Below are 24633 nucleotides of genomic sequence, written 5' to 3'. Positions count from 1 at the left end.
CCGTCGTGTGGTGGCCCGTCGACAAGCTCGGGGCGCCGAGGTCTTACAGAGCGGCGAGGTCCGCGATCGTCTGGTCGCCGGGGGCGGCCTGGATGACGGTGGCCTTGATCTCGGCCCGCTCGAGCAGCTCGTCCATCTTGCGACGACGCGCACGGGGGATGAGGGTGACGACGGTTCCGACCTTGCCCGCGCGGCCCGTACGGCCGGCACGGTGGAGGTACGTCTTGTACTCCTCGGGTGCGTCGGCCTGGATCACGAGGCTGATGTCGTCGACGTGGATGCCGCGAGCCGCGACATCGGTAGCGACGAGCACGTTCACGCGGCCACTGGTGAGCAGCTGCAGGTTACGCGTCCGGCGGCTCTGGTTGAGGTCTCCGTGGAGGCTCGTCGCGGGGATGCCGGCGTCCTCCAGGTAGTCGCTCATCTCTTCGGCGAACGCGCGGGTGCGGGTGAAGACCAGGGTCTTGCCCTCGCCGGCGGCGAGCTCACGGATGAGTTCGCGCTTGTCGCGCTGCTCGATGAGGAGCACCTTGTGGTCGATCGTGGAGGAGGCCTGGTCTTCACCGGCGACCTCGTGGACCGACGGGTTCTTCAGGAACTGCTTCACGAGGGTGGCGACACCCTTGTCGAGGGTTGCCGAGAAGAGCAGCTTCTGGCCGCCCTCCTTGGTCTCCTTGAGGATGCGCTGCACGGGCTCGAGGAATCCGAGGTCGCACATGTGGTCGGCCTCGTCGAGGACGGAGACGATGACGTTGGAGAGGTCGAGACGACCCTGCTCAACGAGGTCTTCGACGCGACCGGGGGTCGCGATGATGATGTCGACGCCGCGCTGCAGAGCGGAGACCTGCTTGTACTGCGGCACGCCACCGACGATGGTCGTGGTGAACAGGCCGACGCTGCGGGCGATGGGCTGCACCGTGCGGTCGATCTGCATGGCGAGCTCGCGGGTGGGGGCGAGGATCAGGGCGCGGGGCTTGCGGCCGGCCTGGCGGTCCTTGCCGCCGTTGTTCTCCATGAGGCGCTCGACGAGCGGTGCGCCGAAGGCGATGGTCTTGCCCGATCCGGTCTTGCCACGGCCGAGGACGTCCTTGCCGGCGAGAACGTCGGGGATGGTCGCCGCCTGGATGGCGAACGGAGCCGCTGCACCCATCGACTCGAGCTGGCGCACGATGTTGGCGCCGAGACCGAGGTCGCCGAAGGTCACGCCTTCGACGTCCTTGGCGGTGATGACCGCCGCTTCGAGACGCTCGAGGACGACGTCTTCCTGCATGCCGCCGCCGGAGTGCGACTTGTTGGCCGCGCCATCCTTCGACGGGTAGTAGCTGCTGTCGCGGGCCGGGCGCTCGGCGCGGTCGTACGACGGGCGGGCACCGCGGTCGCCGTAGGACGGACGCTCCGTGCGGGCCGGACGGTCGGAGTTGTACGAGGGGCGCTCGGTGCGGGCCGGGCGGTCGCTGCCGTACGAGGGACGCTCGGTGCGCTCACCGTAGGACGGACGCGCGGGGCGGTCCGAGTTGTACGAGGGACGCTCGGTGCGGGCGGGACGCTCGGAGTTGTACGACGAGCGGTCGGTGCGAGCCGGACGGTCGCCGTACGAGGGACGGTCGTTGTTGTACGACGGACGCTCGGTGCGGCCCTGGCGCTCGTTGTACGGGGTGCGCGGCTGGCGGTCGTTCGTCGCGGGACGCTCGCCGTTGTACGACGGGCGGTCGTTGCCGTAGGCGGGACGCTCGGTGCGCGCCGGACGGTCGGTGCGGTCGCCGTAGGACGGACGCGCGGGACGATCGCCGTAGCTCGGGCGGTCGTTGTTGTACGAGGGGCGGTCGCTGTTCGAGCGGGCCGGACGGTCGTTGTACGAGGGACGCTCGTTGCGGTCGCCGTACGCGGAGCGGGCCGGACGGTCGCCGTAGGCGGGACGCTCGGAGCGCGGGGCGCCGTTGTTGCGGTTGGGGCGGTCGCCGTAGGCCGGCTTCTCGCGGGGGTTCCAGTCGGGACGACGGTCGCCCGATGCGGGACGGTCGCCGGTGCGTGCTGCACGGTCGTCGCCGGTCCAGCGCTTCTTGGGTGCGCCGCCCTGGTCGGGGCGCGAGTTACGCGCGTCGCCGCCACGGGGGCTGTACGGCTTCTTGTTGTCGCGGTCGGCCCGGTTGTAGTCGGGCTTGGAGTAAGGAGACATAGTTCTTTCCTGGGTTGTATCAGTTACGTGAAAGTACACGTGCAGATGCTTTGCGCGATCGTGGATATCGCGAGCGTTGCACTTCTGAACCCGGGCAGTCTTTGACCGAGGCCGTCACATACATTCGTGTGATTTTTCCGCAGCGGATGCGCTGGGGAAACCGGCCTCTAAGACTTACAAACCCATACACGCCATGCGTGCTGTCTTGAGCCGACCTGTCTACGTTAGTCCATGCCCAGAGAAAACGCCATCACTTTCTGCCGGCGGGTCGTGGGGCGGGATGCCGCAGCCGCAGAAAACGCTCCGTGAAGCCGCGCTACCGTGGGGTGGTGACCACCATCGCCATCGAGCCCCCGCGCCAGCCCGACGTGCTCGCGCTCATGCGCCGCGCCGACGAGTACGCGCTCAGCCTCTACCCCGCCGAGAGCTACTACTCGCTCGACGTCGACTCGCTCGAGCAGCCCGGCGTGAGCTTCCTCGTCGCGCGCGACGAGGGGCTGGCCGGCATCGTCGCCCTCGTCGACAACGGCGACGGCACCGCCGAGATCAAGCGTTTGTTCGTGGCCGAGTCACATCGGGGGCGCGGCGTCGCGGGCGCGCTGCTGGCCAGGCTCGAGGGGCTGGCGGCCGCGGCATCCGTCTCTCGTATTCGTCTGGAGACCGGCCTCGAGCAGCCGGACGCCATCGGGCTGTACCTCAAGCACGGCTACGTGCACATCGACCGGTTCGGCCGCTACGCCGACGACCCGTCGAGCGTGTGCATGGAGAAGACGATCTAGATCTCGAATCTGGTCGTGCCGGTGAACTCCACGACGCTGCGGATGCGCGCGAGCATGTTCTCGCCGATCTCGGGCAGGTCGTCGAGCGGGAACCAGCCGGCGTCGGTGTTCTCGCCATCGGCAGGGAAGGGGTCGCCCGAGACATAGCTGCAGCCGAACACGAAGTCGATGTACTGCGCCTGGTCGCCGTTCGCGTAGGTGATGGTGTCGATCACCTGGATCCAGGCGAGGGAGTCGGCGGTGACGACGACATCGGCCTCCTCGAGCGTCTCGCGCACCGCGGCGGCCGCGGGCTGCTCGCCGGGGTCGATGATGCCGGTGACCGGGGTCCACGCGCCGGTATCGGAGCGGCGCACGAGCAGCACGTCGTTTCCGCGCAGTACGACGGCGGTCGCCCCCGACAGCCAGAGCGGTGCGTGCCCGATCTTCTCGCGCAGGGCCAGGACGAAGTCGGGGATTGCCATGGGTCGAGCCTAGGCGGTGGACTCCTCGGTCTCGGCGGCGGCCTCTTTCGCCGCTCGCTTGTCCGCCCGGCGCTCCTTGGCGCCCTCGACCACGTAGTACAGCGTCGGCAGCACCACGAGAGTCAGCACGGTCGACGACACGAGGCCGCCGATCACGATGATCGCGAGCGGCTGGGAGATGAAGCCGCCGTGGCCGGTGAGGCCGATGCCGAGCGGCAGCAGCGCGAAGATCGTGGCGAGCGCCGTCATGAGGATCGGGCGCAGTCGGCGGCTCGCGCCGTGCACGATCGCCTCGCCCACCTTCATGCCGCGTTCGCGGTACTGGTTGATCAGGTCGACCAGCACGATCGCGTTGGTCACGACGATACCGATGAGCATCAGCACACCGATGAGCGACGGGACGCCGAGGGGGATACCCGTCGCCACCTGCAGCAGGATCGCGCCGGTCGCGGCGAACGGCACCGAGACGAGCAGCAGCAGCGGCTGGCGCAGGCTCTTGAAGGTCGCGACCATCACGACGTAGACGATGAGGATGGCGACGAGCAGCGCGAGGCCGAGCTGGCCGAACGCGTCGCTCTGCTGCGAGGTGACGCCGCCGAGTTCGGCGGTCGCGCCGGCGGGCAGGTCGGCGCCGTCGACCGCGGTGGCGACCGTCGACGAGGCGGTTCCCACGTCGTCGCCGCTCGGGGTGATGCTCACCGTGGCGCTGCGGATGCCCTTGATGGTCGTGATGCTGGCCGGGCCGTCGGACTGCTCGACCGTGGCGATCGTCGACAGCGGCTGCGGGCCGGTGATCGTCGGGATCACGAACGCCTGGATCTCGGCCAGCGTGGTGGGCGCGCTCGCGTTGTCGATGTAGATCGACAGCGTCTTCTCGTCGATGACGACGCTGCCGACGGCGCTCGGGTTCATCGCCTCGGTGACGATGCCGCCGACCGCGATCTCGCTGAGGCCGGCGCGGGCCGCCTTCTCGCGGTCGACCGTGATCGAGATGAACGGCTGCGAGACCGACAGGTTGCTCGACGCCTCGGCGACCACGTCGAGGTCTTGGACCTCGGCCAGCACTGCGTCGGACGCGGCAGCGAGGTCGGCCGAGTTGTTGGCGCTGATGTTGACTTCGATGTCGGATGACGCGAAGCCCGACGCCGCGGCGGCGAGAGTGATCTCGCCCGCGTCGTCGATGTCGGCGACGGCGTCGCGCACGGTCGCCTGCAGTTCCTCCTGGTCGGCGTCGGCGTCTGTGGTGAGCGAGAACGTCGTCGCCCCACCCCCGGAGAACGCGGCGGCGAGCGAGCTTCCGCTCGAACCGAGCGACAGCTGGACGGTCTCGACGCCGGGGATCTCGGCGAGCACGTCCTCGACCTTCATGGCCGCCTCGTCGCGCACCTCGAGGCTGGTGCCGAGCGGAAGCGTCTGGCTCACGGTCAGCGTGTTCTGCCCGCTGTCGCCGATGAAGTTGGTCTTGAGCAGCGGCGCGGCGAGTCCGGTGAGGACGAGCACGAGTAGCGCGGAGAGCAGGGTGATCAGCGGGCGCTTGAGCGTCCAGTGGATGACCGGCAGGTAGGCGCGCTGCAGACGGGTGGGCTTCTCGAGCTCGTCGCGGTGCTCGACGTCGGCGGGGACGGCGCCGGAGTGCTTGGCCTGCGGCTTCACTGTGAGGAACCAGTAGGCGAGCACCGGCACGATCGTCAGCGAGACGAAGAGGCTCGCGGCCAGAGCGATCGTCACGGTCAGGGCGAACGGACGGAACAGCTCGCCCGTCACGTCGCCGACGAGGGCGAGCGGAAGGAAGACGGCGACCGTGGTGACGGTGGACGCCGTGACGGCGCCGGCCACTTCCTTGACGCCGGCGAGGATGGCGCTCCCCTTGTCCTCCCCAAAGCCGAGGTGTCGTTTGATGTTCTCGATCACGACGATCGAGTCGTCGACGACACGGCCGATGGCTATCGTGAGGGCACCCAGGGTGATGATGTTGAGCGTGTAGCCGGAGGCCTGCATGCCGACGAAGGTGATGAGCACGGAGACGGGGATCGAGATCGCCGTGACGAGCGTCGAGCGCACGGAGAGGAGGAAGACGAGGATCACGATGACGGCGAAGACGAGTCCGAGCAGGCCCTCGACCGCGAGGCTGTTGATCGACTCCTCGATGTACGGCGCCTGGTCGAAGACGACCGTGAGCTTGGTGTTGGAGCCGAGCGACTCCTCGATCTCGGGGATCAGGTCCTGCACGAGGTGCGAGACCTCGACGGTGTTGCCGGCGGGTGACTTGGTGACGGCGATGGTGAGCGAGGGCTCGCCGTCGACGCGGGAGATGCCGGTGACCGGGTCGTCGGCGAGGGTGACCGTGGCGACGTCGCCGATGGTGGTGTAGTCCGCGCTGCCGCCGAGCAGCGGCAGGCTCGAGATGTCGTCGGTCGACTGGATGCGCGAGCCGGCCTGCACGGTGAGGGTCTCGCCGTTCTCGGTGATCTCGCCGGCGGGCAGCAGCACGCCGTTGGCGTCGAGCGCGTCGCGGATCGCCTGAGTGCTGAGACCGGCGGTGAGCAGCGCCGTGGCGTCGGGCGTGATGGTGACGCGCTGGGTGGTCGCGCCGAGCAGGCTCGCGTCGCTGACCCCGTCGAGCTGGCGGATGTCGGCGATCGCGGAGTTCTCGAGGGCGGCCGAGAGGTCGCGCGGGTCGAGGTCGCTGGTGACGGCGATCTGGATGACCGGCAGGTCGCTGAGGCTGAAGCTCAGCACCTGGGTGTCCGCGCTGTCGGGCAGCTGAGAGGAGAGGCGGTTGATCGCCAGCTGCACTTTCTGTTCCGCGGTCGTGATGTCGGTGCCGTAGACGAACGCCGCCGTGATCGTGGAGAAGTTCGCGTTCGAGGTCGCCGTGGTGGTGTCGAGCCCGGGCACGGCCTGGATCGCGGTCTCGATCGGCGTGGAGACGTCTTCATTGACGACCTCGGGCGTCGCACCGGGGTAGGTGGTGACGATGAAGATCTGCGGCAGCGAGAGCGACGGGATGAGCTCCTGCTTGAGAGAGGTCAGCGCGACCCCGCCGAAAATGCCGACGACGATGGTGACGAGCGCGATGAGCGCTCGGTTGCGCAGGCTGAACACGGACAAAAGGTGCACGGATAACTCCTGGTGGGTGCGCTGGGCGGCGGTGCTGCTGTGACTCGGCCGCAAGCAAAGGGTGAATCAGTGCACGCCGGTGTGCTTGTCGATTATCTCGCGGTCATGCCGGATCGCCCATACTCCCGCGGGATGAAGCTGACCGGCCCGTCGGCGACGCCGGCACCGGTCAGACGACCTCGGCGAGCCAGCCCGTGTCGGCGATCGAGTGCCGGCCGACGTTGCGCCAGGCCACGGCGAGCGCGTCGACCGCGCGCTCGGTGTCGCTTTCCGAGTAGGAGAACGGGATCCGCAGGAAACGCTCGAACGCGCCGTCGATGCCGAAGCGCGGACCGGCGGCGATCTGCAGTCCCTCGTTGCGCGCGGCGAGGGTGAGCTGCGAGCTGACCGGCGCGCCGAGGTTCACCCACGCAGTGAGCCCGCCCGCGACGTGCGGCATCTCCCACTCGGGGATCTTCTCGGCGAGCAGGCGGGCGAGGGTGTGGCGGCCCGCGCGCAGCTGTCGGCGCCGCGTTTCGAGCACCGAGTCGTAGTCGCCCAGAAGGTTCGTCACGATGAGCTGTTCCAGCGCGGGCGTTCCGAGGTCGCCGCTCGCACGCTCGCGGATCAGGCGCTGGATTACGGAGCGTTCGGCACGGATCCAGCCGACGCGCACGCCGCCCCACACCGTCTTGCCGACCGAACCGACGAGGATCGCCTGGGTGTCGACCGCGCCGTAGGCGGCGAACGGCAACACCGGCTCGACGTCGTCCATGCCGAGTTCGCCGATCGTCTCGTCGGCGATCAGCGTGGTGCCCTGCCGGGCTGCGAGCGCCAGGGTCTTCTCGCGCAGCGCGGCCGACATGCTGCGACCGGTCGGGTTGTGGAAGTCGGGCATGAGGTAGCCGAGCGACGGGCTCGTGCGCTGGAAAGCCTGCTCGAGCGCCTCCTCGTCCCAGCCGTCGTGGGTGGTGACCGACACCGGCACGAGTCGCGCGCCCGCGGCCTTGAGCGCGTCGATGGCGTGCGGGTAGCTCGGCGCCTCGACGAGCGCACGGTCTCCTCGGCCGAGCAGGGTGCGCGCCAGCAGGGCGATCGCGTGCTGGGCGCCGATGGTGACCATGATCTGATCGGGGCTGGTCGGCAGACCGCGCGAGGTGTACCGGTCGGCGAGCGCCTGCCGCAGCACGGGCAAGCCGACCGGGTCGAAGCCCGTACCGCCGAGGTAGGCGGGCAGCTGTTCGACGGCGGTCGCCGCCGCGTCGGCGAGCTGCTGCAGGGCGGGCAGGCTGGCCTTGCTGAAATCGAGGATGCCGGAGCTCGGCGCTTCGTTCGGTGCCGCCACCCCGTGCGGCTGCCGCGCAATACTGCCGGAGCCGCGCACGCTCGTGAGGTAGTCGCGGTCGCGCAGCTCCGCGTACGCGGCGGCGACCGTGGTGCGGCTGACGCCGAGCTGGGCGGCGAGATCGCGCTCGGCGGGCAGCCGCACGCCGAGCGCGATGCGACCGTCGAGGATCAGCAGGCGGATGCGATCGGCCAGCGCCTCGTAGGCGGGGGTCGAGCCGGAGGCCCTCCAGCTGTCGAGCATGAGGTCCAACGCGCGGGCGGAAACAATATTCACGGGGCCACTTTACGTCAATTGGCATCTTGCCGTAAGTCCAATTGAGTAATTGGATTGCCTTTATGAACACGTCCGCCTTATTGGCCCGCCGCATCCTCCAACTTCTCGTCGGTCTCTTCTTCTACGGCTTCGCCCTCTCGATGATGATCCGCGGCGCCGTCGGGGTGCCGCCGTGGGAGGTGCTGTCGCAGGGCGTCGCCAAGCAGACCGGGCTGCCGTTCGGCCTGTTGGTCAACATCATCGGGGCGCTCGTGCTGCTGCTCTGGATCCCGATCCGGCAGAAGCCGGGCATCGGCACCGTCGCGAACGTGCTGCTGCTCGGCCCGGCGGCCGAGTTCGGGCTTGCCGTGCTGCCCGTGGCGGCCAACGTCTTCGAGCAGGTGCTGCTCTTCGCCGGCGGGCTCGCCCTGCTGGCCATAGCGAGCGGCCTCTACATCGGCGCCCGGTTCGGGCCAGGACCGCGCGACGGCCTGATGACCGGCATCCACAACCGCTGGGGCTTCAAGATCTGGAAGGTGCGCACCGCCATCGAGGTGACCGTACTGACCGTCGGGTGGCTGCTCGGCGGCAACGTGGGACTCGGCACGCTCGCCTTCGCCCTGTTCATCGGACCGATGGTGGGGGTGACACTGCCCTGGCTGCGCGTGCCGACCCCTGCCGCCACGCGGGTTGAGCCCGTCGAAACCCCGGTCGCTGAGCTTGTCGAAGCGCCCGACACCCCGAAACCTGCGCTCTCATGACCGGCGTCATCGTGGCCTACGCCTCGCTCGTCGCGTGGTCGGTCATCGCGACCGTGGTCGTGACGGCGCGCGACGGGTACCGGGCGGTGCCGACGCTCGAGCGCTGAGGTGGGTCGGAGCCGTCGACATCCTGGGTTTCGACGGGCTCAACCCGCCGGGTTTCGATACGGCCGCGGGCGGCCTACGGGGCCACCGGTCGCGATCAGTTGATGCAGGCTCCCGCGGCGTAGGTCGTGCCGGCCTCTTCCTCTACCGGGACCTCGGCCACGGGAGCCTCGACCACGGCCGCGGGTGCGATGCCGTCGCCGCCCAGCACCACCGTCACACCGGCGACGTCGGCCGACTCGACCACCGCGGCACCGGCGAGCACGCCCGCAACGGCCTTGGCCTGGGCTTCCTGCCCGGCCGGGTACTGCACGGTCGTCGTCGCGGTCGGGGTCGTCGACCCGGGAGTCCCGCCGACGAAGCCGAGGCTCACGAGGGTCTCGGTCGCGGCGGCAGCTGCTCCGTCAGCGGCCCCGCCGTTGAGCACCGTGACGGTGACCTCGCCGGGTGCGGAGGCGACGGCGCTCTCGTACGCGGTCGGGCCTCCGACCAGCCCGTCGATGAACGCGGGCATCGACGCGGTGTCGACCTCGACGATAGAGAGGTCGCTGCCGTTGACCCGGATGGTCGGCGTACCGAGGATCGGGATGGTGGCCGAGGTGATGTTGTCGGCGCTGAGCCCGCGCATCTGCGTCGCGAGGTCGATGAAGTTGAGTGAGGAATCCGTCTCGATCGACGAGCTCACCGCGTCGAGCACGTTGCCGAGCTTGAACGGGTTGAGCAGCGTCCCGGCCGACAGCATCTTGCGCGCCTCCACCGTGAGGAAGTACTGCTGTCGCACCGTACGGTCGAGGTCGCCGTTGGTGAGTCCGTGGCGCTGCCGCACGAAGGCGAGTGCCTGCTGCGCGTTGAGCGTCGAGACGCCGGCCGGCAGGTTGAGCGTCGAGTACGGGTCGTTGACCGGGTTGATCAGACAGACGTCGATCGGCCCGAGCGCGTCGGCGATGTTGTAGAAACCGAGCAGCGAGACGCGCACGTAGTGGTCGATCGTGAGGCCGGTGAGGTTCTGCACCGTCTGGATCAGCAGGCGCGCACCGCCGACCGGGTCGTCGTTGCCGCCACCCAGCGAGAAGGCCGAGTTGATCTTGTTCTTGCCGTAGCCCGGGACGTCGACGTACGAGTCGCGCGGAATCGAGACGATCGTGGCCGAGCTTCCGTCGGCGGGCAGGTGCAGCACCATGAGCGAGTCGGTGTTGACCCCGCCGCCGTCGGCCTCGGTGCCGAGCTTCGCCAGGTCGGCGTCGGTGGCGCCGTCGGGCCGGTGGTCGTCGCCGACCAGCAGGATGTTCTGGGCCGTGCCGTCGAAGTCCTCGGTGGTCGATTCCTCGATCGCGTCGACGCGGGTCACCCCGCCGACGAACCGCTGGTAGTTGTAGAACACGTAGCCGCCGGAGGCGATCAGCGCGACGACGACTCCGAGAACGACCCAGCGGATGACGCGGCGGCGCTTTTTACGGGGCCGTGTCGGTGCCGGGGGCTCGGGCGGTTGGGGCGGCAGACCACCCGCGGCGGACCCGCCGGCGAGCGACGGATCCACCGGCAGTGGGAAGTCGTCGTAGGAGCTCGGGCGATTGGTCACATGGCAGGGTAACCACGGATCCTGAGCAGAATCGCCGGTTTTCCCCAGAATCAGCCAAAGGGATGACTAGGCGCCGAGCTGCCGAGAGGCGAAGACCGCCATGGCGTCGCGCACGAATTCGGCGCCGGCGCGCCCGCCGTAGTTCGCGGCGTACCGCTCGTCGGCCGCGTAGAGCTCGCCGAGCCCGGCGAAGTATTCCGGGGTCGGACCGTCCGGGTAGCCGGGGGTGCCCGGGATACCCGCCAGCCACTCGTACTGTCTGCGCGCCAGGGCCTGAGCCGCGTCGCCCGAGGGATCCGGGGCGCCGGCCGCGGCATCCGCCCAGTCTGCGGCGAGAGCCGCCTGCTCTCTCTGGAAGGCGGCTTTCTCGTCGGCCGTCTTCGCGCTCCACCAGTCGTCGCCCGCCGTATAGGCGTCGGCTCCCCAGCGGGACTCGACCTCCTCGCGGTACGCGGTGTGGTCGAAACCGTTCAACATGCTGTCGGCCATGGGGTGTTCTCCTTTCTCTATCGTCGCGATCGTGTACCTCACGCTCGCGATCTGGTCGTCGAGCCGCCGTCGCTCGGCCCGCAGCCCGTCGAGGTGCACGGCGAGCGCTGCGGCGTCGTCGCGGTGTCCGGCGAGCACGTCGGCGATGGCCGGCAGCCCGAGCCCGAGCTGCCGCAGCAGCAGGATGCGCTGCAACCGCACGAGCGCGCCCGCGTCGTAGTAGCGGTAGCCGTTGGCGCCGACACGGGTGGGCTGGAGCAGCCCGACATCGCCGTAGTGCCGCAGCGTGCGGCTCGTGGTGCCCGCCATCCGGGCGATGTCGTGGATGGACCAGTCCATCGGGCGCCTCCTTTCCTCGCGATTCACGCTAGAGGTTGACGCTGCGTCAAGGTCAACTGGGAATTCGCACTACCCCCTTGCTCGCCGGCAACTCGCGATATAACGTGACTTTCAACAACGCGATATAACGCGAGTGAGAAAACACAAGGAGAGCCCCATGGCACAGGAAAAATGGCTCATCGATGGTGAGAAGGTCATCGATGTGGCAGCGGTACGCAGACTCAAGGTGAGCCTCATCGGCGGCAAGGTCGACATCGTCGGACACGACGAGCCGGGCGCGCGCGTCGAGGTCCACTCGGTGAGCGGCAAAGAACTCAAGGTGAGCATCGACGGCGACACGCTCGAGATCGACCACCCCCAGCTCAACTGGGACAACTTCCTCGAGGTGTTCGCGAGCTTCCGCGGCACGGCGAAGGCCGACGTGAGCATCATGGTGCCGCGCGACATCGCCCTGACCTTCGGCGTCGTCAGCGCGAGCGCGCTCATCACCGGCCTGAACACCGACGCGACGATCTCCACCGTCAGCGGCGACCTGGTGATCGACGGACTCAGCGGCAAGCTGCAGCTGAACGGCGTCAGCGGTGAAATCTCGGTCAGCGGACACACCGGGCGCATCGCCGCCCGCACCGTCAGCGGCGACATCACCGCTTCGGGCGACATCAGCGCGCTCACCGCCGACTCGGTCAGCGGCGAGGTGTTCACCGACATCACCGGCGTGCCCGACGAGGTGCGCATCAGCACCGTGAGCGGCGCCGTGACCACGCGTCTCGCCGCCGGGGTCGCCGCGCAGTACCGCATCAACACGGTGGGCGGCAAGCTCCAGCTCGACGACAACGAGGTGAAGGGCGTGCACGGCATGTACACGGGCAAGTTCGGCGAACTCGACAAGCACTGGCTCGACTTCCGGGCCAACACGGTCTCGGGCAACGTCAGCGTGCTGCACTCGGTGGCATCGTGACGCCCCCCGTCTTCGCGCACGGCCACCTGCGCCTCTACCTGCTGAGCCTGCTGGCCGATGCGCCCATGCACGGGTACGAGGTGATTCAGGCTCTCGAAGAGCGGTTCGGCGGAACCTACGTGCCGAGCGCCGGCACGATCTACCCGCGGCTCGCAAAGCTCGAAGAAGACGGCCTGGTGTCGAAGGCCGCCGACGGCCGCAAGACCGTCTATGCGATTACGGATGCCGGCAGGGCAGAACTCCTCGCACGCGCTGGCGAGCTCGACGGCATCGAAGACGGCGTCACGGACTCGGTGAGGCGACTGGCCGACGACGTGAGGTCGTCGGTCAACTCGGCGATGAAGACGCTGCGCGCCGACCTCGCCTCCGCGGCGCGCGAGGCACGCACCGAGGCGAAGGTCGCGGGCCGCACGATCCGAGCCGACGCCAAGCCGGTGCAGGTCGAGAACCGCAACCAGCTGGCGAACGCCGAGGTGGCGATCAACGAGTTCCGGCTCGAGATGCGGGCGAAGCTGCGCAAGCAGGTCACCGGCGGCCAGCTCAGCGACGAGACCGTCGCCGCGCTGACCGCGGGACTCGCCGAGGTGCGGGCCCGGGTCGAGGAGACCCTCGGGCGGTGACGGTGCGGCGCGCGGAGGCGATCCGCGCGCCACCCTCGCCCTCTCCAGGCTGGCAGTTCGCAAGGAGCGCTCGCATTCACTCGTACGTGTGTACTAGTGTTTGAGAAAGCACGGAAGCCTTTATCACGGCCCGTCATCGCGAGATGCGTTATCACCGCTCTCGCAACGCTCTCCGAGCGTTGTTCCGCTGCCCTTATCCAAGGCCGGAACCACAACAAGAACACCTCGACCGCGAACGCGGTCGTCCAATTACTGTGCAGGAAATCTGGCGCGCACCGTTGCGTCGCTCTCCTCGAAGTCTCATCGAAAAGTCTGTTTCACCATGCGTAACACCACCGTCCAGCTCGACCACTCCGCGGAAGCTCTCGAGGCACTGGCGCCCGAACTCCGCCAGTCGATCCACCTCGTCCACTACTCGGGTTTCACGACCGAGCAGGTCGCGGGTCTCCTCGGTGAGCCGGTCGACGTCATCGAAGAGCGGCTGCGCGCGGCCGAGACCGAGCTGGCGGCGTAGGTCTCGAAGAGGGTTTCGATACGGCCGTGGACGGCCTACTCAACCACCGGGGCGAACGCGACCGGCACGTAGAGGTCTTGCGCGCGGTCGGTCAGCGCCGTGTGGTCGTTGCGGGTGAAGATGCCGCACTCGTCGACCGTGCAGTCGAGGCTCTCCGACACCGGAGGCCCGACCTCGATGTACGCGGTGAAGGTGCCGCTCTCGATGTCGTCATAGCTGCGGGCGCCGAACAGTTTCCAGGCCCAGTCGTCGTTGATCCAATTGCTGGGGGCGTACTCGACGGCGCCGACGGTCGACTCCTCGCCCGCGGCCTGCTCGGGCACGCCGCCGATGCACGGCCCGGGCTTGTCGCCCGCGGCATCCGGGATCTTGCAGATCGCGACGTAGATGCCTCGCGAGCCGTCGTACCCGGTGCCGCTGACCACGATGCGGTCGCCTTCGGCGAGCGCCGACGTGTCGATCGTGCCGCCGGGTTCGGGCGACAGCACGTCGAACGAGCGGGTGCGACCGTCATCTCCCGTCGCGGTCACAGAGGTGGGCCAGTCGTCGGTCGGGGCCACCTGGCCGGAGAGACCCTGGTCCTGGTGTGTGACGATCGGGATGACGACTACCGCGACCGGGATGAGCAACACGACGAGGGCCGCGAGAACGATCCACCACCAGCGGAAACGTCGCTTGGATCCCGCCTCTACCATTACCGAAGTCTAAGTCCAAACAAATTTGCTCCGATCGGGAATAAAAAGAGTAGGCTCGCCCCTCGTGACTACCGATGGACGGTCGCCGAAGCGTTGGCTTATCGGCGAACCTCTGCCCTCTGAGAAGCTCGAGGGGCAACTACTTCCCAAACATTTGGCGCTCCCGATTTTTGCGAGCGACCCCCTCTCGTCTGTGGCGTACGCGCCGCAGGAGCTGCTGCTGATCCTGACGCTCGGCGGACTCGCGTTCCTGTCGTTCGCACCCTGGGTCGCGGCCGCCGTGGTGATCCTGCTCGTGGTGGTCGTGGCGTCGTACCGCCAGCTGATCAAGGCCTACCCGTCGGGCGGCGGCGACTACGAGGTGGCGCACAAGAACCTCGGCGAGAAGGCCGGCCTCGTCGTGGCCTCCGCGCTGCTCGTCGACTACATCCTCACCGTGGCCGTCTCGGTCGCCAGCGGCGTGGACAACATCATCTCCGCTTTCCCCGAGCTCAACCCGTTGCGGGTCGAGATGGCGGTGGGCTTCATCATCGTGCTCGCGGCGATCAACCTGCGCGGCGTCGCCGAGTCGAGCAAGGCGTTCGCCCTGCCCACCTATCTGTTCATCGGCAGCGTCGGCGTCATGATCGTCACGGGTCTCGTGCGCCTGGCGCTCGGTGACCCGGCCATCGCCGAGTCGTCGCAGTACACGGTCGATCACCAGAGCCCCACGCAGATCGCCTTCGTGCTGCTTCTGCTGCGCGCGTTCGCCAGCGGCTGTAGCGCGCTCACGGGCGTCGAGGCGATCGCCAACGGCGTGCCCGCCTTCCGCCGCCCCAAGGTGAAGAACGCGCAGCGCACCCTCGTGCTGATGGGCGGCATCGCCATCGTCCTGTTCATCGGCGTCGTCACCCTCGCCCTCACCAGCCAGGTGCACTACGCCGAGAGCGCCTGCGACCTGCAGGGCTGGGCAGCGTGCGCGACCGACCCGCAGTTGAGCGTCATGGCGCAGATCGCCGCGGCGGTCTTCGGCGGCAACACCGTCATGTTCTTCGTGATCCAGGCCACGACCGCGCTCGTGCTGCTGCTCGCCGCCAACACGGCGTTCAACGGGTTCCCGCTGCTCGGCTCGGTGCTCGCCCGCGACAAGTACGCGCCCAAGTCGCTCTCCACCCGCGGCGACCGGCTGGTCTACTCGAACGGCGTGCTCGCTCTCGGGTTCGTGGCCGCCGTCATCCTGATCGCGTACCAGGCCAACCTCACGCAGCTGATCCAGCTCTACATCATCGGCGTCTTCGTCAGCTTCACTCTCGGCCAGACCGGCATGGTCGTGCACTGGACGAGGATGCTGCGCGAGGGCTGTGCCAACCCCGCCCAGGTCTACAGATCCCGTCTGATCAACGCCACGGGCGCCATCCTCACCGCCACCGTCCTGGTGATCGTGACCATCACCAAGTTCACCCACGGCGCCTGGCTCGTCTTCGCCATCATGCCGGTGCTATACCTCGTGATGCTGCGGATCAACCGCTACTACGGCAAGGTCGAGCGCGACATCGCCGTCGACAACACCACCGAGTTCGGCTCGAGCGGCGACCACGCCATCGTCCTGGTCGGCAAGATGCAGAAGCCGACGCTGAAGGCGCTCGACTACGCGATCGCCGCCCGCCACGAATCGCTCGAGGCCGTGCACGTGTCGATCGACGAGGACGAGTCGCTGCGGCTCGAGCAGCAGTGGGCCGAACAGGAGATCGGGGTGCCGCTGCGCATCATCGCGTCGCCGTACCGCGACATCAGCATGCCGCTGATCAAGTACATCAAGATGCACCGCGAAGAGCACGGCTCGGAGATCGTCACGGTCTACACGCCGCAGTACATCGTCGGGCACTGGTGGGAGAGCCTCCTCCACAACCACAAAGCGCGGCGCATCCGCCACAAGCTGCTGCTGTGCCCGGGCGTCACCGTGGCGCTCGTGCCATGGTTGCTGGACTCGACGCGCGCGCTCTACAACCGCCCGCAGCGCCCGTTGCCCGGACAGACCCGTCGCGGCGAGCCGGTGCGCGTGATCCAGCGCAAGGCGCTGCCGCCGGCCAAGCTGCCCTCCCACAAGTAATGGGCTGGCGGTCGCTACTCGCCGTCCTCGCGGGCGGCATCCTCGGCACGGGCCTGCGCCTCGGCATCGACACGCTCGTCACGCAGCCGCTCTCCACCCTCGTGATCAACGTGGTCGGGGCGTTCGCGCTCGGGCTGCTCGTATCCCGCGTCTGGCCGACCGCCCGTGACTGGGTGCGGGCGGGCCTCGGCCCCGGGCTGCTCGGGTCGTTCACCACGTTCTCGGCGTTCGCCGTGACGCTGGTCTCGCTCGGGGCGTCAGACGAGTGGATGACGGCGCTGGCGTACCTCGTGGCGACACTCGTTCTCGGGCTCGCCGGGGCGTGGGCGGGCCTGCGGCTCGGCCGGCGCGGCTCCGCGGTGACACGGTGACCCCGCTGCTGGCCCTCGCCGTCGTGCTGACCGGCGCCGCCGCCGCCGTCGTGCGCTACCTCGTCTCCTTGGCATTCGCCGGGCGGCGCCTGCCGTGGGCGGTGTTCACCGTCAACGTCGTCGGATCGCTCATCGGGGGCGCGGTGCTCGGGCTCTCCGAACGGGCCGCGGTCTCGGACGACCTGCGGCTCGTGCTGCTGACCGGGCTCTGCGGCGGGCTCACCACTTTCAGCACGTTCAGCGTCGAGACGGTCGAGCTCGTGCAGGCCGGGCGCACCCGGGTGGCAGCCCTGAGCGTCGCCGCCAACGTCGTGTGCGGAATCGGGGTCGCCACGCTGGCGTATCTGGTGGCGCGCTAGTCGTCTGCCGGGGGCTTGAGCAGGTCGTCGAAGCTCGGCTCGGGGCGCTTCTCGGTACGGGGCGGCGGACGGAACAGGTCGTCGACCTTCTCCACGTCGTCGGGCACCTCGGGCTCGTCGGCCAGCTGGAACGAGTAGCTCTCGTCCACCTGCGACCGCGCCGACACCGGCTGCGGGTTCTCGAGCCAGCCGAAATCGACATCGGATGCCGCGGCCGACGGTTCTTCGGGTGCGATGTCCTGCTCGACGAGGTCGGGTTGCGGCACGTCCTCGACCGCGGACGGACCGAAGAGCGACTCGAGGGTGAGCACGGGCTCGGGCTCGTGGGCCGGTTCGGGGTCGGCGGGGAGTCCGGGGGTCGGTGCCGGGTCCGGGGCGGGCGCTGGTTCAGCCTCGGGCACGGTGGGCCCTTCGACAGGCTCAGGGACCGGTTCGGACTGCTGCTCGGGCTCCGGCTCCGGCTCCGGCTCCGGCTCCGGTGGAGCATCGGCCAGAGACGCGGCCGCAGCAGCGAAGGCGTCGAGCGATACCGGAGCGGGCGCTTCGGCCGGCGCTTCGGCGGGCTCGGCGACCGGGGTGTCGGCGGAGGCAGCAGTGTCGGCGAGTGTTGCTGCCGCGGCGGCGAACTCGTCGAGGGCCGCCGGTTCGGAGGGGGTGGGCGCTTCGACAGGCTCAGCGATCGGGGGCTCCTCGACAGAGACCGGCGCTTCGACGAGCTCAGCGACCGGAGGCCCGGCGACCGTGGCCGGGTCGGGCTCGAATTCCACCACGATGGGCGGGGCGTCGGCCGGGCGCGGCGCGGAGAACGCGGCGGGCTCCGCGAGCGGGAGGAAGTCGAGCGGCTCGATCGGGTCGGAGCTCGGGAGCATCCAGCTGAGGTCGATGTCCGATTCTTCGGCGGCGGGAGGCGCGGCCGGCGCAGCCAGCCCTTCGACAGGCTCAGGGACCGGGGCAGCGACCGGCGCCCCGGCAGGGGCGCCGTAACCGGTGAAGGGGGTTTCGGTGGGTGAATCCTCGGCAGGCGCTTCGACCGGAGTCGCTTCGACAGGCTCAGCGACCGCGGGCTCAGCGACCGCAGTGGGCTCGGCCGCGTGACCGCGACTGACGGCCGACTCGTCGACGGGCTCCGGTGCCGAGAGGAAGTCGAAGGAGAACGGAGCGACGTCGTTGGCTTTGGCCTCGAGCGCGATGAGCCGGTCTTCGGCCTCGCGCGCCTGCCGCTTCAACCGGCTGAGCGTGGCGATGGCCTGGCGTGCGACGGTGCGTCCGGCGCGGTTGGCGCCGATCGTCGACGCCTGCGGTCCGTAGCCCGCGAAGAAGATGCGCGGCTCCTTCCACGACGTGCCGTTCGCGACGGCGATTCCGCCCTCGCGCTCGCGCAGCTTGAGCGGGGCGAGGTGGCGCAGTTCCGGACGGAAGCCGGTGGACCAGATGATGACGTCGGCCTCTTGGAACGCGCCGTTCGACCAGCGCACGCCGTTCGGTTCGATCGCCGAGAACATGGGGCGCGCGGTGAGCACGCCGCGGTCGATCCCGGCCTGGATGCGGCGGGTGCGCGGCACGCCGGTTCCGCTGACGATGCTGGGAAGCGCACGCCCGGCGCGGGCGGCCTCGTCCTGCATCGCGACCGCGGAGACGCGCGCCTCGAGGTTGAGTTCGCCGTCTTCGAGGAACTCGATCGGCCGACGGCTGACCCACGTGGTCTCGGCCGCGACCGGCTCGAGCTCGAGCAGGAAGCCGATGGCCGAGGTACCGCCACCGACGACGACGACCTTCTTGCCCGCGTAATCGGCCGCGTCGACGTATTCGGCGGTGTGCACATGGCGTCCGGCGAAGCTGTCGCGGCCCGGGTACCACGGTATGAACGGGGACCCCCAGGTGCCGGTGGCATTGATCACGACGTCGGTCGTGACCGTCTGCTCGCCCTCGCCGTCGGAGAAGGTGACCAACATGCGGTCGCCGGCGTTGACGACACTCGTCACGGCAGCGGGTCGAACGACCTGGAATCCGTAGAACTCTTCGTATCGCGCGTAGTAGTCGGCGACGACATCCTTGGCAGGACTCGTGCGATCGGCAGTTTCGAAGCTGAGACCGAGGGCGTCGAGCCCCGGCAGGTCGTTGATGCGGTGCGCGGAACCGATTCGAAGGGCATCCCAGCGGAATTGCCAGGCACCACCCGAACCCGGACCACGGTCGAGGACTACGAATTCGTTTCCGGGGTCAAGACCGAGTCGCTTGAGGTAGTAGGAGACGGAAAGTCCCGCCTGGCCACCACCGATTACGACAACGGAAGTGTCGGTGCTGTCAGAGGTCACCCGACAACGTTACCCGCTGACCCTGCGTGCTAAACTGCCAACTACTTTTCGTTAGATCGCTGTTCGCAATTTCCCGGAACCTTCGAGGTTCCCTTCGGACTGATTCATGAGGGGGTCTACGCATGGGGCGAGGCCGTCAAAAGGCGAAGCACACCAAGGTCGCTCGTGACCTGAAGTACTTCAGTCCTGACACCAACTACGGAGCTCTCCAAAAGGAGCTCGGCGGATCCGGCGAGCCCGGAGATCCGCGACTCGACGAAGACCTCGCCGCGTGGCCGGAGTACGTTGCCGGCACCGGCGCTCCCGTCGACGACGAGGATGACGACGACGAAGACGACGAGTACGTTCCGGGCAGCTATGTGCCCGATGAAGACGACGGATACACGCGCAGCGCCTAAGGCCCTCAGGGATTGAGCCTGTCGAAATCACTCGATTTCGACAGGCTCAATTCGCTTTAAGGGGGTGGTTTTCGACGGGCTCGATCCGCTTATGCGGCGTAGGTGCCCGACAGGCGCACGGCGCCGCCGTTGACGCCCTTCGCACCCTGCTCGAAGCCGGCCAGCGAGCGCTCGCCCACGGACACGCGGCCCGCTTCCCAGGCCGGGATACCCGCGGACTCGATCGACGCGATCACGGCGGCGGCGGACTCGGCGGCGACGACGGCGAACATGCCGATGCCCAGGTTCCAGGTGCCCTCGGTCTCCTCGAGCGTCATCGAACCGAGGTCGGCCAGCACGCGGAAGACGGGGTCGGGCGACCAGGTCGCGCGCTCCAGCTCGACCCACGAGCCGATCGGCAGCACGCGCGCGAGATTCGCCGCGATGCCGCCGCCCGTGACGTGGCTGAGCGAGTGGATGGCGTCTGGGAGCTCGTCGATCACGCCGAGCAGCGGCGTCGTGTACAGGCGGGTCGGCACGAGCAGCGCCTCGCCCCAGCCGCCCAGGTCGGCCGACGTGTCGGTGTAGCCGACGCCCGCGCTGCCGAGGATGTGGCGAACCAGAGAGAAGCCGTTGCTGTGAAGGCCGGATGACGCGATGGCGACGACCACGTCGCCGTCGACCACGCGCTCGGGACCGAGGGCCTTCGACGACTCGACAACACCGACCGCGGCGCCCGCCACGTCGTAGTCGTCCGGGCCGAGCAGCCCGGGGTGCTCGGCGGTCTCGCCGCCGACGAGCGCGGTACCCGTCTCAGAGCACGCGAGGGCGATGCCCTTGACGATGTCGGCGATGCGCGCGGGCACGACCCGGCCGCACGCGATGTAGTCCGTCATGAACAGCGGGCGGGCTCCGACGACGACGATGTCGTCGACGACCATGCCCACGAGGTCCTGTCCGATGGTGTCGTGCTTGTCGAGCGCCTGGGCGATCGCGACTTTTGTTCCGACTCCGTCAGTGGATGTCGCGAGCAGCGGTCGGTCGTAATCCTTGAGGAAGGAAACGTCGAAGAGTCCGGCGAATCCACCAAAACCCCCGACCACAGAGGGTCCGTGCGTCGCGGAGACCGCGGACTTCATGAGCTCGACGGCCAGATCACCGGCTGCGGTGTCGACGCCTGCCTCGGCGTACTTGTTACTCATGCGTGAGGTTCCCATCCACGACGTGAAAGACTAGACATATCCCCCCAACTCTACGGTCTGGAGCTAATTCCGCATGTGCGGCATTGTTGGCATCGTTTCTTCCCAGCCGGCTAACCAACTCGTCTACGACGCGCTGCTTCTCCTGCAGCACCGCGGTCAGGATTCGACGGGTATCGCTACGGCCGACGGCAGCACCTTCTACTCGCACAAGGCGAAGGGCCAGGTGCGCGAGGCGTACCGCACTCGCGACATGCGCGGGCTCCTCGGCAACATGGGCCTCGGCCACGTGCGCTACGCCACCAAGGGCAACGCCAACAACGAGCAGGAAGCCCAGCCGTTCTACGTGAACGCGCCCTACGGCATCACCCTGATCCACAACGGCAATCTGACCAACACCCGCGAACTCACCCGCGAACTGTTCGACGTCGACCGCCGCCACCTCAACACCACGAGCGACACCGAGCTGCTCGTCAACGTGCTGGCCCACGAGCTGCAGGCGCAGGTCACCGGCGCCGACCTCGACCCGGAGCAGGTCTTCAACGCGGTCGCCCGCGTGCACGAACGCGTCGAGGGTTCCTACGGCGCCATCGCGCTGATCGCCGGGCACGGACTGCTCGCCTTCCGCGACCCGTTCGGTATCCGCCCGCTGATCCTCGGCAAGCGCTCGGCCGGGCTGGTGGGCGACGAATGGATCGTGGCATCCGAATCTCTCGTTCTGGAGAGTGCGGGCTACGAGGTCGTCCGCGACATCGCCCCCGGCGAAGCGGTGTTCATCACGCGCGGCGGCGAGATGGTGTCGAAGCAGTGCGCCGCGAACCCGCGTCTCGTGCCGTGCTCGTTCGAGTACGTCTACCTCGCGCGCCCCGACTCGATCATGAACGGCATCTCGGTCTACGACGCGCGCCTGCGCCTCGGCGACCGGCTCGCCGACACGATCGCGCAGTACACGCCCATGGGCGACATCGACGTCGTCATGCCGATCCCCGACTCGTCCCGTCCCGCGGCGATGCAGGTCGCGCAGAAGCTGGGCATCGAGTACCGCGAGGGCTTCTACAAGAACCGCTACGTGGGCCGCACGTTCATCATGCCCGGGCAGGAAGAGCGCAAGAAGAGCGTCAAGCAGAAGCTCAACGCCATGGGCAGCGAGTTCCGCGGCAAGAACATCCTGATCGTCGACGACTCGATCGTGCGCGGCACCACCTCGAAAGAGATCGTGCAGATGGCCCGCGACGCCGGCGCCAACAAGGTGACCTTCACCTCGGCGGCCCCGCCCGTGCGCTTCCCGCACGTGTACGGCATCAACATGCCGTCGCGTCAGGAGCTCGTGGCCCACGGCCGTCGCATCCCCGAGATCGCGACCGAGCTCGGCGCCGACTACCTGATCTACCAGGAGGTCGCCGACATGCAGGCGGCGATCCTCGAGGGATCGGACGTCACGGCGCTCGAGATGAGCTGCTTCACCGGCGACTACGTCACCGGCACCGTCAGCCCCGAGTACCTGGCCTGGGTCGAGGCGAACCAGCTGAGCTAGGTGCTCTTGGGGACGTCGGCGCGGTGGAGCTATGGCACACGCGCCAGCGTTCGCGTGACCCCAGCACCGAGGGAGCCTGCGACCGCAGGTTATGTCGTCGGGTCCTCGTGCGGCTTCGCGGGCGCGTCGGCCGGCTCGGGCGCGGGGGACGGGTTCGCCGCGGCGTCGGCCGCGGCATCCTCTGCAGCCCATTTTTCGTCACGGAGTCGCTCGGCCTCGACCAGGTCGGGGTCGGTGATCTCGGTCACCACGGTGGCCGGGCGCGAACGGCGCAGCAGCACGCGGTCGAACACGAGCGCGAAGATGGCGCCGATGAGCGCTCCGCCCGTCACGCCGTAGAGCGCGAAGTAGCCGAACAGCGCGCCGAAGCCGACGTTGGGGTCGACCGGGAAGAGCGCCGTGAGGACGAAGGTGACGATGGCGCCGATTCCGCCGCCGACGATGATGAACGGGCCGTACTTGGGTGCGCGGCGGATGCGCACCTCGGTTTCGTTGGCTGCGTCCTGCTCGTCGGGGGTTGAACTCATGCCCCTATTGTCTCAGTCCACACTGGGAGGTAATCACTGAGGTCCGCGCGCTGCCCGGAAGCGTGCACGCGCCCCTCGGCGACGGCGTCGGCCCAGCGCAGGGTGCCGGTCGCGAGGGCGAGCCAGGTCGCGGCATCCGTCTCGACGACGTTGGGCGGAGTGCCCCGGGTGTGCCGCGGCCCCTCGATGCACTGCACCGCGCCGAACGGCGGCACCCGCACCTCGACCGTGTTTCCCTCGGCGTTCTCGGCCAGCACCTGCAGCAGGAACCGCACCGCGGTGGCCGATGTGTCACGTGAAACATCGCCCCCGGCGAGCGCCGCTCTGACGGCCGTGCCGCCGATGCCCGAATCGATCCGTGCTCTTGCCATGCACTCCACGCTACCCGGGCCGTGCGGGTACGCTGATCGGGTGCGAATCCTAGTTCTCGGCTCCGGCGCGCGTGAGCATGCCATCATCACGTCCCTGTTGAGCGAGAACGCGGGTCACGAAATCACCGCGGCTCCCGGCAACGCGGGAATCGCGGCCGACGTCGAGGTGGTCGCCCTCGACCCCACCAACGGCTCGATCGTGCGCGACTACGCCCGCGACAACGGCATCGAACTCGTCGTCATCGGCCCGGAGGCCCCGCTCGTCGCGGGTGTCGCCGACAAGCTGACCGCCGCCGGTATCCCGGTCTTCGGCCCGAGCAAGGCCGCCGCGGCACTCGAGGGCAGCAAGACCTTCGCCAAGCGCATCATGGACGAGGCCGGCGTGCCCACCGGCCGCGCCGCCCGCACCACCTCGTCGGAGCAGGCCGTCGCCGCGATCGACGAGTACGGCGCCCCCTACGTCATCAAGGCCGACGGCCTCGCCGCCGGCAAGGGCGTGCTCGTCACCCCCGACCGCAACGCCGCGATCGCCCACGCCGAGTACTGGCTGCAGCACGGCGACGTGCTGGTCGAGGAATTCCTCGCCGGCCAGGAGGTCTCGCTCTTCCTGCTCAGCGACGGCGAGAGCGTCGTGCCCCTCGAGCCCGCGCAGGACTACAAGCGCGCCTACGACCACGACGAGGGACCGAACACCGGCGGCATGGGCGCCTACTCACCACTGCCGTGGCTCACCGAGGAGTTCGTCGACGACGTCATCTCGTCGGTCGCCCTCCCCACGATCCGCCAACTCGCCGCCGAGAACACCCCGTTCGTCGGACTCCTCTACTGCGGCCTGATCCTCACCAAGCAGGGCACCCGCGTCATCGAGTTCAACGCCCGCTTCGGCGACCCCGAGACCCAGGTCGTGCTCCCCCGCCTCGTCACGCCGCTGAGCGGGCTGCTCTACGCGGCCGCGACCGGCACGCTGGGCCGCCTGCCGTATCCGAAATTCTCGTCGGATGTCGCAGTGACCGTCGTTCTCGCGAGCGAGGGCTACCCCGACTCCCCGGTGACCGGGCGCGAGATCCTCGGCCTCGACGCGGCATCCGCCGTCGCCGGAGTGCACATCACCCACGCCGCGACCGCGGTGCTCGACGGCAAGTTCATCGCCACCGGCGGTCGCGTGCTCAGCGTCGTCGCCACGGGCAGCAACTTCACGGTCGCCCGCGCCCGCGCGTACGAGGCGCTCGGCCACATCCAGCTCGAGGGCGGCCACTACCGCACCGACATCGCACAGCGCGTCGCGGAGTAGCGCACGCCTGTCGGTATCGTGG

At 68.7% G+C, this 24633-nt stretch carries 22 protein-coding genes; 11 read left to right on the top strand and 11 right to left on the bottom strand.

Going from position 1 to position 24633, the window contains the following annotated elements; all coding sequences use genetic code 11:
* Positions 1-43: 43 nt before the first annotated feature.
* Positions 44-2176 carry a DEAD/DEAH box helicase gene (locus HD599_RS17235; RefSeq protein WP_184239908.1) on the bottom strand — a complete coding sequence of 711 codons (2133 nt, stop codon included), beginning with the start codon at positions 2174-2176 and terminating at the stop codon, positions 44-46.
* Between the two features lie 329 nt (positions 2177-2505).
* On the opposite strand from HD599_RS17235, the gene HD599_RS17230 reads away from it, so the two are divergent.
* Positions 2506-2955: a GNAT family N-acetyltransferase gene (locus HD599_RS17230; RefSeq protein ID WP_343062144.1), complete on the top strand. Its 450-nt coding sequence runs from the start codon at positions 2506-2508 to the stop codon at positions 2953-2955.
* On the opposite strand, the gene HD599_RS17225 is transcribed toward HD599_RS17230, so the two are convergent.
* The 3 genes from HD599_RS17225 to yczR form a co-directional block, all read right to left on the bottom strand.
* Entirely contained in the window at positions 2952-3419 is a 468-nt protein-coding gene (locus tag HD599_RS17225; protein ID WP_184239905.1) for an NUDIX hydrolase, read from the bottom strand. The genes HD599_RS17230 and HD599_RS17225 overlap by 4 nt on opposite strands.
* A gap of 9 nt (positions 3420-3428) precedes the next feature.
* On the bottom strand, positions 3429-6539 hold the full coding sequence (locus HD599_RS17220; RefSeq protein WP_184239903.1) for an efflux RND transporter permease subunit: 3111 nt from the start codon (positions 6537-6539) through the stop codon (positions 3429-3431).
* 169 nt (positions 6540-6708) lie between these two features.
* Positions 6709-8139 (bottom strand): MocR-like transcription factor YczR, encoded by a 1431-nt coding sequence (gene yczR / locus HD599_RS17215; protein ID WP_184239902.1) that lies wholly within the window; start codon positions 8137-8139, stop codon positions 6709-6711.
* A gap of 62 nt (positions 8140-8201) precedes the next feature.
* On the opposite strand from yczR, the gene yczE reads away from it, so the two are divergent.
* Positions 8202-8879, top strand: a complete 678-nt coding sequence (gene yczE / locus HD599_RS17210; protein WP_184239900.1) for a membrane protein YczE — start codon at positions 8202-8204, stop codon at positions 8877-8879.
* Between the two features lie 202 nt (positions 8880-9081).
* On the opposite strand, the gene HD599_RS17205 is transcribed toward yczE, so the two are convergent.
* Together HD599_RS17205 and HD599_RS17200 are read right to left on the bottom strand one after the other, a co-directional pair.
* Entirely contained in the window at positions 9082-10563 is a 1482-nt protein-coding gene (locus HD599_RS17205) for an LCP family protein (RefSeq protein ID WP_343062142.1), read from the bottom strand.
* Between the two features lie 66 nt (positions 10564-10629).
* On the bottom strand, positions 10630-11391 hold the full coding sequence (locus HD599_RS17200) for a MerR family transcriptional regulator (RefSeq protein ID WP_184239898.1): 762 nt from the start codon (positions 11389-11391) through the stop codon (positions 10630-10632).
* 157 nt (positions 11392-11548) lie between these two features.
* Between HD599_RS17200 and HD599_RS17195 the strand changes: the two genes are divergently transcribed.
* The 3 genes from HD599_RS17195 (at position 11549) to HD599_RS17185 (ending at position 13483) form a co-directional block, all read left to right on the top strand.
* Positions 11549-12349, top strand: a complete 801-nt coding sequence (locus tag HD599_RS17195; protein WP_184239896.1) for a DUF4097 family beta strand repeat-containing protein — start codon at positions 11549-11551, stop codon at positions 12347-12349.
* Positions 12346-12969 carry a PadR family transcriptional regulator gene (locus HD599_RS17190; RefSeq protein ID WP_343062141.1) on the top strand — a complete coding sequence of 208 codons (624 nt, stop codon included), beginning with the start codon at positions 12346-12348 and terminating at the stop codon, positions 12967-12969. The genes HD599_RS17195 and HD599_RS17190 overlap by 4 nt, the downstream gene beginning before the upstream one ends.
* Before the next feature lie 322 nt (positions 12970-13291).
* Positions 13292-13483: a hypothetical protein gene (locus HD599_RS17185; protein ID WP_184239894.1), complete on the top strand. Its 192-nt coding sequence runs from the start codon at positions 13292-13294 to the stop codon at positions 13481-13483.
* Between the two features lie 35 nt (positions 13484-13518).
* On the opposite strand, the gene HD599_RS17180 is transcribed toward HD599_RS17185, so the two are convergent.
* A complete protein-coding gene (locus HD599_RS17180; RefSeq protein WP_184239892.1) occupies positions 13519-14178 on the bottom strand; it encodes a hypothetical protein in 660 nt (219 codons plus the stop codon).
* Between the two features lie 64 nt (positions 14179-14242).
* Here HD599_RS17180 and HD599_RS17175 point away from each other — a divergent pair, with 64 nt between their 5' ends.
* Genes HD599_RS17175 through crcB form a run of 3 tightly spaced genes read left to right on the top strand, consistent with a single transcriptional unit; the run spans position 14243 to position 16997 of the window.
* Positions 14243-16267 (top strand): amino acid permease, encoded by a 2025-nt coding sequence (locus tag HD599_RS17175; protein WP_184239890.1) that lies wholly within the window; start codon positions 14243-14245, stop codon positions 16265-16267.
* The gene (locus tag HD599_RS17170; RefSeq protein ID WP_184239888.1) at positions 16267-16638 is read left to right on the top strand and encodes a fluoride efflux transporter FluC; all 372 of its coding nucleotides are present in this window, start codon (positions 16267-16269) and stop codon (positions 16636-16638) included. Before HD599_RS17175 ends, HD599_RS17170 begins: the two co-directional genes overlap by 1 nt.
* Positions 16635-16997, top strand: a complete 363-nt coding sequence (crcB, locus tag HD599_RS17165; protein WP_184239885.1) for a fluoride efflux transporter CrcB — start codon at positions 16635-16637, stop codon at positions 16995-16997. The genes HD599_RS17170 and crcB overlap by 4 nt, the downstream gene beginning before the upstream one ends.
* On the opposite strand, the gene HD599_RS18135 is transcribed toward crcB, so the two are convergent.
* Entirely contained in the window at positions 16994-19312 is a 2319-nt protein-coding gene (locus tag HD599_RS18135; protein ID WP_184239883.1) for an NAD(P)-binding domain-containing protein, read from the bottom strand. The genes crcB and HD599_RS18135 overlap by 4 nt on opposite strands.
* A gap of 122 nt (positions 19313-19434) precedes the next feature.
* Between HD599_RS18135 and HD599_RS17155 the strand changes: the two genes are divergently transcribed.
* Complete coding sequence (locus HD599_RS17155) at positions 19435-19710, top strand: DUF3073 domain-containing protein (RefSeq protein WP_184239881.1); 276 nt, start codon at positions 19435-19437, stop codon at positions 19708-19710.
* An 89-nt stretch (positions 19711-19799) separates the two neighbouring features.
* On the opposite strand, the gene purM is transcribed toward HD599_RS17155, so the two are convergent.
* Positions 19800-20891 carry a phosphoribosylformylglycinamidine cyclo-ligase gene (gene purM / locus HD599_RS17150; RefSeq protein ID WP_184239879.1) on the bottom strand — a complete coding sequence of 364 codons (1092 nt, stop codon included), beginning with the start codon at positions 20889-20891 and terminating at the stop codon, positions 19800-19802.
* Positions 20892-20964: 73 nt separating this feature from the next.
* Here purM and purF point away from each other — a divergent pair, with 73 nt between their 5' ends.
* Positions 20965-22422 (top strand): amidophosphoribosyltransferase, encoded by a 1458-nt coding sequence (gene purF, locus HD599_RS17145; RefSeq protein ID WP_184239877.1) that lies wholly within the window; start codon positions 20965-20967, stop codon positions 22420-22422.
* Between the two features lie 89 nt (positions 22423-22511).
* Here the strand turns inward: purF and HD599_RS17140 are convergent, their stop codons facing one another.
* Together HD599_RS17140 and HD599_RS17135 are read right to left on the bottom strand one after the other, a co-directional pair.
* Complete coding sequence (locus HD599_RS17140; RefSeq protein ID WP_184239875.1) at positions 22512-22949, bottom strand: hypothetical protein; 438 nt, start codon at positions 22947-22949, stop codon at positions 22512-22514.
* Entirely contained in the window at positions 22946-23320 is a 375-nt protein-coding gene (locus HD599_RS17135; RefSeq protein WP_184239872.1) for a sterol carrier family protein, read from the bottom strand. Before HD599_RS17135 ends, HD599_RS17140 begins: the two co-directional genes overlap by 4 nt.
* A 40-nt stretch (positions 23321-23360) precedes the next feature.
* Here HD599_RS17135 and purD point away from each other — a divergent pair, with 40 nt between their 5' ends.
* Positions 23361-24611, top strand: a complete 1251-nt coding sequence (gene purD / locus HD599_RS17130) for a phosphoribosylamine--glycine ligase (RefSeq protein WP_184239870.1) — start codon at positions 23361-23363, stop codon at positions 24609-24611.
* The last annotated feature ends 22 nt before the right edge of the window (positions 24612-24633 follow it).

Origin of the sequence: Conyzicola lurida, from assembly GCF_014204935.1 — a bacterium.
Classification (GTDB): Bacteria; Actinomycetota; Actinomycetes; order Actinomycetales; family Microbacteriaceae; genus Conyzicola; species Conyzicola lurida.
This window is presented reverse-complemented; position numbering and strand designations above follow the sequence as displayed.

Excerpts from the sequence above, each read along its gene's own strand:
- HD599_RS17180 (WP_184239892.1), bottom strand. The coding sequence starts at position 14,178 with ATGGTAGAGGCGGGATCCAAGCGACGTTTCCGCTGGTGGTGGATCGTT.
- HD599_RS17235 (WP_184239908.1), bottom strand. The coding sequence starts at position 2,176 with ATGTCTCCTTACTCCAAGCCCGACTACAACCGGGCCGACCGCGACAAC.
- yczE (WP_184239900.1), top strand. The coding sequence starts at position 8,202 with ATGAACACGTCCGCCTTATTGGCCCGCCGCATCCTCCAACTTCTCGTC.
- HD599_RS17155 (WP_184239881.1), top strand. The coding sequence starts at position 19,435 with ATGGGGCGAGGCCGTCAAAAGGCGAAGCACACCAAGGTCGCTCGTGAC.
- HD599_RS17185 (WP_184239894.1), top strand. The coding sequence starts at position 13,292 with ATGCGTAACACCACCGTCCAGCTCGACCACTCCGCGGAAGCTCTCGAG.
- HD599_RS17170 (WP_184239888.1), top strand. The coding sequence starts at position 16,267 with ATGGGCTGGCGGTCGCTACTCGCCGTCCTCGCGGGCGGCATCCTCGGC.
- HD599_RS17195 (WP_184239896.1), top strand. The coding sequence starts at position 11,549 with ATGGCACAGGAAAAATGGCTCATCGATGGTGAGAAGGTCATCGATGTG.
- HD599_RS17225 (WP_184239905.1), bottom strand. The coding sequence starts at position 3,419 with ATGGCAATCCCCGACTTCGTCCTGGCCCTGCGCGAGAAGATCGGGCAC.
- purF (WP_184239877.1), top strand. The coding sequence starts at position 20,965 with ATGTGCGGCATTGTTGGCATCGTTTCTTCCCAGCCGGCTAACCAACTC.
- HD599_RS17140 (WP_184239875.1), bottom strand. The coding sequence starts at position 22,949 with ATGAGTTCAACCCCCGACGAGCAGGACGCAGCCAACGAAACCGAGGTG.
- HD599_RS17135 (WP_184239872.1), bottom strand. The coding sequence starts at position 23,320 with ATGGCAAGAGCACGGATCGATTCGGGCATCGGCGGCACGGCCGTCAGA.
- HD599_RS17200 (WP_184239898.1), bottom strand. The coding sequence starts at position 11,391 with ATGGACTGGTCCATCCACGACATCGCCCGGATGGCGGGCACCACGAGC.
- purM (WP_184239879.1), bottom strand. The coding sequence starts at position 20,891 with ATGAGTAACAAGTACGCCGAGGCAGGCGTCGACACCGCAGCCGGTGAT.